At 71.7% G+C, this 6268-nt stretch carries 6 protein-coding genes; 2 read left to right on the forward strand and 4 right to left on the reverse strand.

The annotated features are described in order from the left end of the window. Positions 1-268 precede the first annotated feature (268 nt). On the forward strand, positions 269-1729 hold the full coding sequence (locus tag G6021_RS08655; RefSeq protein WP_182616057.1) for an FAD-dependent oxidoreductase: 1461 nt from the start codon (positions 269-271) through the stop codon (positions 1727-1729). Between the two features lie 132 nt (positions 1730-1861). Here the strand turns inward: G6021_RS08655 and G6021_RS08660 are convergent, their stop codons facing one another. Then, entirely contained in the window at positions 1862-2464 is a 603-nt protein-coding gene (locus tag G6021_RS08660) for a fasciclin domain-containing protein (RefSeq protein WP_182616055.1), read from the reverse strand. 176 nt (positions 2465-2640) lie between these two features. Here G6021_RS08660 and G6021_RS08665 point away from each other — a divergent pair, with 176 nt between their 5' ends. Then, positions 2641-3897: a glutaminase gene (locus tag G6021_RS08665; RefSeq protein ID WP_182639808.1), complete on the forward strand. Its 1257-nt coding sequence runs from the start codon at positions 2641-2643 to the stop codon at positions 3895-3897. A gap of 18 nt (positions 3898-3915) precedes the next feature. On the opposite strand, the gene G6021_RS08670 is transcribed toward G6021_RS08665, so the two are convergent. The 3 genes from G6021_RS08670 to G6021_RS08680 form a co-directional block, all read right to left on the reverse strand. After that, positions 3916-4845 carry a patatin-like phospholipase family protein gene (locus G6021_RS08670; protein WP_182641070.1) on the reverse strand — a complete coding sequence of 310 codons (930 nt, stop codon included), beginning with the start codon at positions 4843-4845 and terminating at the stop codon, positions 3916-3918. A gap of 57 nt (positions 4846-4902) precedes the next feature. Further along, on the reverse strand, positions 4903-5340 hold the full coding sequence (locus tag G6021_RS08675) for a nitroreductase family deazaflavin-dependent oxidoreductase (protein ID WP_182641071.1): 438 nt from the start codon (positions 5338-5340) through the stop codon (positions 4903-4905). A 40-nt stretch (positions 5341-5380) separates the two neighbouring features. Continuing rightward, positions 5381-6268 (reverse strand): alpha/beta hydrolase (locus G6021_RS08680; RefSeq protein WP_206682652.1); only part of this gene is annotated, 888 nt, incomplete at its 5' end.

The following is a 6268-nucleotide window of genomic DNA, read 5'->3' on the forward strand; positions in this document are numbered from 1 at the left end:
CTGGCGCACCCGGTCGCTGAGCGGGCAGTCCGCGCGGTACGCGGTTCCGGGGCTGGTGCTGAGCTACTCGCGACTCGTCGCACGCGACGCGGACGAGTTCGCCGCGCGGCTGCGGCAGGTGATCGACGACAGGTGATCGACGACAGGTGATCGGCGGCGCCGGATCGGCGGCAGGTGCGCCGGGGCGGTCCGCCTCAGCGGGTGCGGGCCGAGGAGTGCGGCCTTACAGTGGCCGCGAGGTTCGTACCGAGCTCAGAGGAGACGCACGATGGGCACATCATTCTGGCGACGCACGACGATCGATCCCCCGGTGGCGGAGTTCCCCGAGGGTGAGCACGTGGACATCGTGGTGGTGGGGGCGGGTTTCACCGGCCTGATCACCGCCCTGATCGCGGCCGCACGGGGCAGCTCCGTGGTGGTGCTGGAGGCCCACACCGTGGGCGCCGGCGCCAGCGGTTCGACCACGGCCAAGGTCTCGGTCCTGCAGGGGACCCGGTTGTCGACCATCCGCTCGCACCACGGTCTCGAGACCGCCCGCGCCTACGCGGAGGCCAACCAGTACGGCCTGGACTGGTGGGCGGAGTTCTGCGGGTCCCACGGGGTGGACGTGCAGCGACCCCGGGCGGTCACCTTCTCGCGCAGCCTCAAGGGGACCAGCACTCTGCGCTCGGAGAAGCGCACGCTCGACGCCCTCGGACTGCCCGCCCGGTGGTACGACCGGATCGACGTGCCGTTCCCCGCCCGGGCCGCCGTGGAACTGCCCGATCAGATGCAGCTCGACCCCGTCGAGGCGCTCGCGGCTCTGGTCCGCGCCACGACGGCGCTCGGTGTCCGGATCGTCGAGCACTCCCGTGTCACCGGACTGGACGTGCGGGGGCAGGACGGCGACGCCCACGTGGAGGTGCGCAGTGACGGCGGCACCTGCTCGGCGCGGGACGTCGTCCTGGCCACCGCGTCCCCGGCCCTGGACCGTGGCCCCACCGCGGCGTCGATGGAGGCCGAGCGGTCCTACCTGTGCGCGTTCGAGTACCCCGGCGGGCTGCCGGAGGGGATGTACGGCTCGGTCGAGAGCCCGGTCCGCTCCCTTCGGACCGTGCCCGTGGGGGACCGCGAGGTCCTGCTGGTGGGCGGAAACGGCCACCGCACCGGAACGGCCGCGGGCACCGACTCCAAGATCGACTCACTGCGCGAGTACGCCGCCAAGCACTTCCCCGGGGCCGAGTTCACCCACGGCTGGTCCGCGCAGGACTTCCACCCGGTCACGCTGGTGCCCAAGTCCGGCCCCATGCCGTGGGGGAAGGGTCGGGTGCACTTCGCCGGCGGGTACAGCAAGTGGGGACTGACGGGCGCGCCGGCGGCGGCGGGCATCATGGTGGACCGGCTCAGCGGGCGTGAGCCCCGGGTCTCCTTCGGCAAGCCCTCGGTCACGGGCGTCCTGCGTACCGCGGTCTCGCTGTACGCGGACCTCCCGGTGCAGCTCGCGGCCACCGCCGCTCAGGCGACGGTGCGTCGGCCCCGGCCGACCCTCCGGCCGATCGGCGAGGCGACCGGGGACGACGGCCGGACCTGCAGGGTGGGGCTCCTGTGCCCGCACATGGGCGCCGCGCTGAGTTGGAACGAGGCGGAGCGGTCGTGGGACTGCCCGTGGCACGGGTCGCGGTTCTCTGCGTGTGGCGAACTCCTCGAGGGTCCGGCGACCCGGGACCTCAAGCGCTACGACGAGGTCTGACCCGGCCCCCGATTGGACGGTCGTCCAATTCTCCGGGAGCTCCCACGACCACCCGGGACAGAGGAACGCCCCGGCCCGACCCGTGACGGGTCGAGCCGGGGCGCGGCCGGGTTACCGGCCCTGTCGTGCCTGTCAGGCCGGGGGCATCATGACCCCGTCGATGGCGTGGATGACGCCGTTGGTGGCGGGCACGTCGGTCTGGATGACGGTGATGCGGTTGCCCGCTCCGTCCACCAGCATGACGGTCTCGCCCTCCACCTCGACGGTGAACTCGCCGCCCTGGAGGGTCTCGACGGTCTCGCCGTCCATCCCCATGACGTCCTCGGCCATGACGTCGCCCTCGATCACGTGGAACTGCAGGATCTGGGCCAGGTCACCGGTCGGATCGGCGAGGAGCTCGTCGAGCTGGCCGTCAGGCAGCGCCGCGAAGGCCTCGTCGGTCGGAGCGAACACCGTGAAGGGGCCGGGACCCTCGAGGGTCTCCACCAGGCCCGCGGCCTCGAGCGCCTGCGTGAGGGTGGTGAAGTTCCCCGCGGCCATCGCGGTCTCGACGATGTTGCCGGTGGCCGCCGACTCCTCCGTCATCTCCTCCTCGGTCGTCTCCTCGGTGGTCATCTCCGTGGTCATGGTGGTCTCTTCAGTGGTGGTGGCGTCGTCGGCCGTGTCGTCCGTGCCGCACGCCCCCATGAACACTGCGAGTCCGATAGCTCCCGTTACTGCGATCGTCCGCTTCATGAGCAACCTTTCGTCTTGGGTCGGGGGTAACCCCAGTGTGGGGGGATGTCCGCGACAGATGTAACCGGTGAGACGGAATCGTTGTAGTGCCGTTAACCTCGGCGACGCATCCCCGATCCCCAACGGAGCGACTCGTCAGGGCGCGCGACCGACGGGCGCCGTGACACGCTGAGGTCGTGAAGACCCCGGTACCTGACTATCTGCTCGAGATCCGCGACCTGTGCTCGACGGGCGCGGACGGGCACCTCGCCGATTACATCCCCGAACTCGCGGCCGTCGACCCGGACCGGTTCGCCGTGGCTGCCTGCACGATGGACGGCGTCGTCTACACCGCCGGCGACGCGGACGCCGAGTTCACCATCCAGTCGATGAGCAAACCGTTCGCCTACGCGCTGGCACTGCGCGACCGCGGGATCGAGGCGGTCCTGGAGAAGGTGGCCGTGGAGCCGTCCGGGGACGCGTTCAACCAGATCTCCCTGGAGAGGATCAGCGGCAGGCCCCGGAATCCCATGATCAACATCGGAGCCATCACCACCCACACCCTGGTCGGGCCGGTCGGCGCCACCGAGGACGAGCGTGACGAGGCACTGGCCGCCGGGCTGTCCTCGTTCGCCGGTCGGCGCCTGGAGGTGGACGCGGCCGTCATGAACTCCGAGCTGCGCACCGCGTTCCGGAACCGGGCGATGGCCAACCTGGTCCGGGCCAGCGGGATCATCGAGGACGACCCCGACGAGGCCGTGCGCGGCTACACCCGCCAGTGCGCCTACCGGGTGACCGTCCGCGACCTGGCGGTGATGGCCGTGACCCTGGCGACCGGCGGGATCAACCCCGTCACCCGCGAGCGCGTCGTCTCCGCGCCGGTGGCACGGCAGGTGCTGGCGGTCATGGCCACCTGCGGGATGTACGACGCGGCCGGCGACTGGATGTCCACCGTCGGGATCCCCGCCAAGAGCGGGGTGTCCGGCGGGATCTTCGGTGCCCTGCCCGGCCAGGTGGGCCTCGGTGTCTTCTCCCCGCGGCTCGACGACCACGGACACAGCGTCGAGGGGGTCCGGACGTTCGAGCGGCTCTCGCGCGACCTGGAACTCCACCTGATGAACACCACGGTGACCGAGGTCGAGGCCGTCCGTTCGGTGCGGTTCGACGAGATCACCGGCAGGCGCACGTTCCGCCTCCAGGGGCCGATGACGTTCGCGAGCGCCGAACAGGTGTTGCGTCGGCTGGCCGAGATCCCACCTGGTGACGGCGAGGTGACCCTCGACCTGAGCCGCGTCTCCTCGGTCAACGCGAGCGCGCGTCGCATGTTGCTCGAGTCCATGCGGCGGCTGTCGCTGGACGGGCACCCGGTGGGGCTCGCGGATCCCGGCCGCCGTCTCCCCGACCCGGACCTCGGCGACGGGTCCCGACCGGTCACCCGGCGGGCGGCCCGCTGACGCCTCGTCGGCCGGGGTTCACGCGCCGACGCCTGCGTCGGACAGCGCGATGCGCACGGTGTCCGGGGCTGTCCTCATGGAGTACTCGAACGCTGCCACCCGGCGGGTGCTGCTCATGAAGTGGGCACCCAGCCCCGCGAGATCGACGGCCGTCGGAAGGATCGGGACCACCGTGGTGCCCCGCGCGCGGACGACCGCGATCTCGGCGGCCAGTTGCGCGGACATCGGTCGTCGGATCAGGCGGTGTTCGAGCCGGCCGCCGGGTCCGGGCACACGGACGCCGGGAGCCGACGCCATGGGAGCGATCACGTAGATGAGGTCCGCGTCCTCGGGCGAGAGCAGATCCACGGAGGCGGTCGACCCCATTCCGCCGTCGACGAAGATGCGGTCGCCGATGGGGACCGGGGTCATCCACCCGGGGGTCGACCAGGACGCGCGCAGCGCCTCGCCGACGGTCGCGATCGGCGAACCCGGTGCGCCGAACACGACCCGCTCACCGGCGCGGATGTCGTAGGCGACCATCCGGGCGGCAGGGTGGGGCAACCAGGAGCCCACCTCGAACCCCTCGGCCAACCGCTGCAGCCATCCCATGTCGCCTCGACCGCTGGGGGCGATCCCGGCGTAGGCGGCCAGGCCGGAGTGCGTGCGCAGCAGTCCGGGATTGAGCAGGGGTGGCCGGGGCAGCGGCGGCCTGCCGGGCGGGGTGGACGCGATGTGCTCGCGGAGCCTGGGGTCCCGGGCCCGTCCGCGCTGCATGTCCACCAACTCGTCGACCCCGACGCCGCCGCCCACCATGGTCACCAACTCGGCCCCCGCCGAGGTGCCCAGCAGAACGTCGGCGTCGCGGGGATCGAATCCGGTCTGCTCGGCGAGGGCGTGCATGGCCGCGATCGTCCAGGCGCCCCCGATGGTGCCACCGCATCCGAGGACGAGGGCGGTTCGGGTCATTCGAGGCCTCCTGAGGTGGCAGGGCACCGGGATCGGTGGGTGCGGTGGTGAGGGACCTCAGTCCCGGGGGTCGAGCACGAAGACGGGGATCGTCCGCTCGGTCTTCTCCTGGTAGTCGCGGTAGTCGGGGTACACCGCGACCGCCCGATCCCACCACAAGTCGCGTTCCGCACCGGTCACCTCGCGGGCGAGGAAGTCACCGACCCGGTCCTTGTCCCGCACCTCAACGTGCGGGTGGGCCTTGATGTTCCAGTACCAGACCGGATGGGTGGGTGCGCCGCCCAGGGAGGCGACGGCGGCGTAGGAACCGTCGTGCTCGACCCGCATCAGGGGAGTCTTGCGCAGCTTCCCCGACTTCTTGCCCACCGTGGTCACGATGACCACCGGCATGCCCGACAGCTCGGAGCCCGATGCCCCGTTGCTCTTCTCGTACTGCTCGACCTGATCCCGCACCCACGTGCTGGGGCTGGGCTCGTACTCGCCGGACAACGGCATGATGGCCTCTCTCGTCAGTGCGATCCCGCTCGGTGGGTCGTCACCGAGGCGACATTACGCCCGACCCGGCGAGGGGCTCGGTGAACCTCCGGAGCGCCGCGATCACCGCGAGGTAGCGGGCGGACTGCACCGCGTCGAACCCGTGCTGCGCGCCGGGGAGTTCGGCGTAGACCACGGGGTTCGACGACCCGCCCCGCAGGTGCCGCACCAGCCTGCGCGAACCCTTGACCGGGGTGTACATGTCGTCGGTCCCGTGGATGATCGCGATCGGGGGCGCGCCCTCCGCCGGGTGGCGGACCGGGTCGGAGAGGTCCTTGGTCGCCGCGCCCAGACGGCCGTAGTAGCCGTAGAGCCCGATCGCACCCGCCAGGGAGGTGTCCAGGTCCTCGAAGCCGGGTTGGAATCTCGGGTCGCCGGCGGTCAGAGCGGTCATCATGGCGATGTGCGCGCCGGCCGAGCTGCCCGCCACCACGATCGGGGCGTCCGCCGGGATACCGTGCGCGGGGCCCTCCGTGCGGATCCAGCGGATCAGCCTCTTGACGTCCACCAGGTGCTGGGGGAAGCCCGCCTCCGGCGTGGACGAGAGGTGGTAGGTGGTGCTGATCGCGGCCCAGCCGCGGAGCGCGTGGTCGAAGAGCATCGCCCGCGACTCCCGGCTCGGCCCGCCCGCGCGGAAGTGCCCGCCGTGGATGTGGATCACCACCCCGCGAATGCTCTCGGTCCCTCTCCCCGTGTAGAGATCGAACCGGGTCGCGCGAGCGTCGGGTCCGTAGGCGAGGCGGGTGCGGGCCTCGACGTCGCGAGGCCGGAGGGGCCACGGCTGGAGGAGCACCTTCTGCCACGGCGTGCGGCGGCGGGCGGCGGACTTCGTCGTCGTCATCCTCCCGGCGGCTCCCTGTCCGGTCCGCTCGACGGGCGCCGTCCCGCT

The sequence above is a fragment of the Dietzia sp. CW19 genome (assembly GCF_014145265.1).
GTDB lineage: Bacteria > Actinomycetota > Actinomycetes > Mycobacteriales > Mycobacteriaceae > Dietzia > Dietzia natronolimnaea.